The following is a 213-nucleotide window of genomic DNA, read 5'->3' as shown; positions in this document are numbered from 1 at the left end:
CCGAAACCGGATTGGCGTTTCTTCGACGATGCCACGCCGCTCAATGAAGACGCGCTTGTGGGTGTTGATCAGGATATCCGTAATGGAATCATCCTTGAGCAGCGGCTCGATCGGCCCAAGCCCCAGCATCTCGTCGGCGGTGTCGCTGGTCAGTTGATCGAGCTCGCGTGCGTTCAGCGGCACCGCACGAGCGCGAACGAACTCCCGTACGAT

The 213-nt window shown here is 60.1% G+C and carries 1 pseudogene; it reads right to left on the bottom strand.

The window, feature by feature from the left end:
* Positions 1–213: pseudogene (locus EOB49_RS38320) on the bottom strand (CpaF family protein); the annotation flags it as partial.

The organism is Mesorhizobium sp. M7A.F.Ca.MR.148.00.0.0 (genome assembly GCF_003997735.1).
In the GTDB taxonomy this organism is placed as follows: domain Bacteria; phylum Pseudomonadota; class Alphaproteobacteria; order Rhizobiales; family Rhizobiaceae; genus Mesorhizobium.
Note: the sequence above shows the minus strand (reverse complement) of the source record. Positions and strands in the feature narration are given on the sequence as shown.